Annotated in this window: 1 protein-coding gene; it reads right to left on the minus strand. The window is 36.8% G+C overall.

Going from position 1 to position 269, the window contains the following annotated elements; translation table 11 throughout:
- The coding region (locus FE392_RS22435) for an IS110 family transposase (protein ID WP_319931897.1) at positions 1-269 on the minus strand (269 nt) is incomplete at both ends.

Here is a 269-nt window from a genome sequence, read left to right on the forward strand (position 1 = left end):
TAATTCCTCTAGACTAAGTTTTTCAAGGAATAGCTCCATCATGGCGGTGCCAAATATAGAAGAATCCACCTCTTGTGAGAACGTATTACACTTATAACTTAAGTGCTGTAGAAAATGTTGTTTTTCCTTTGTTAACATCCTAACGAGATGATAACGTGATCTTGTTAATTGTTGAAGTGCCACATACTGGCTTTCTTTGACGATGGACATTTGATTCCGTCCAAATCGTAAGTAATCAGCGATGACAAATGCATCAATCTCATCTGTTT

Source organism: Xenorhabdus santafensis, from assembly GCF_033949405.1.
GTDB classification, from domain to species: Bacteria; Pseudomonadota; Gammaproteobacteria; order Enterobacterales; family Enterobacteriaceae; genus Xenorhabdus; species Xenorhabdus santafensis.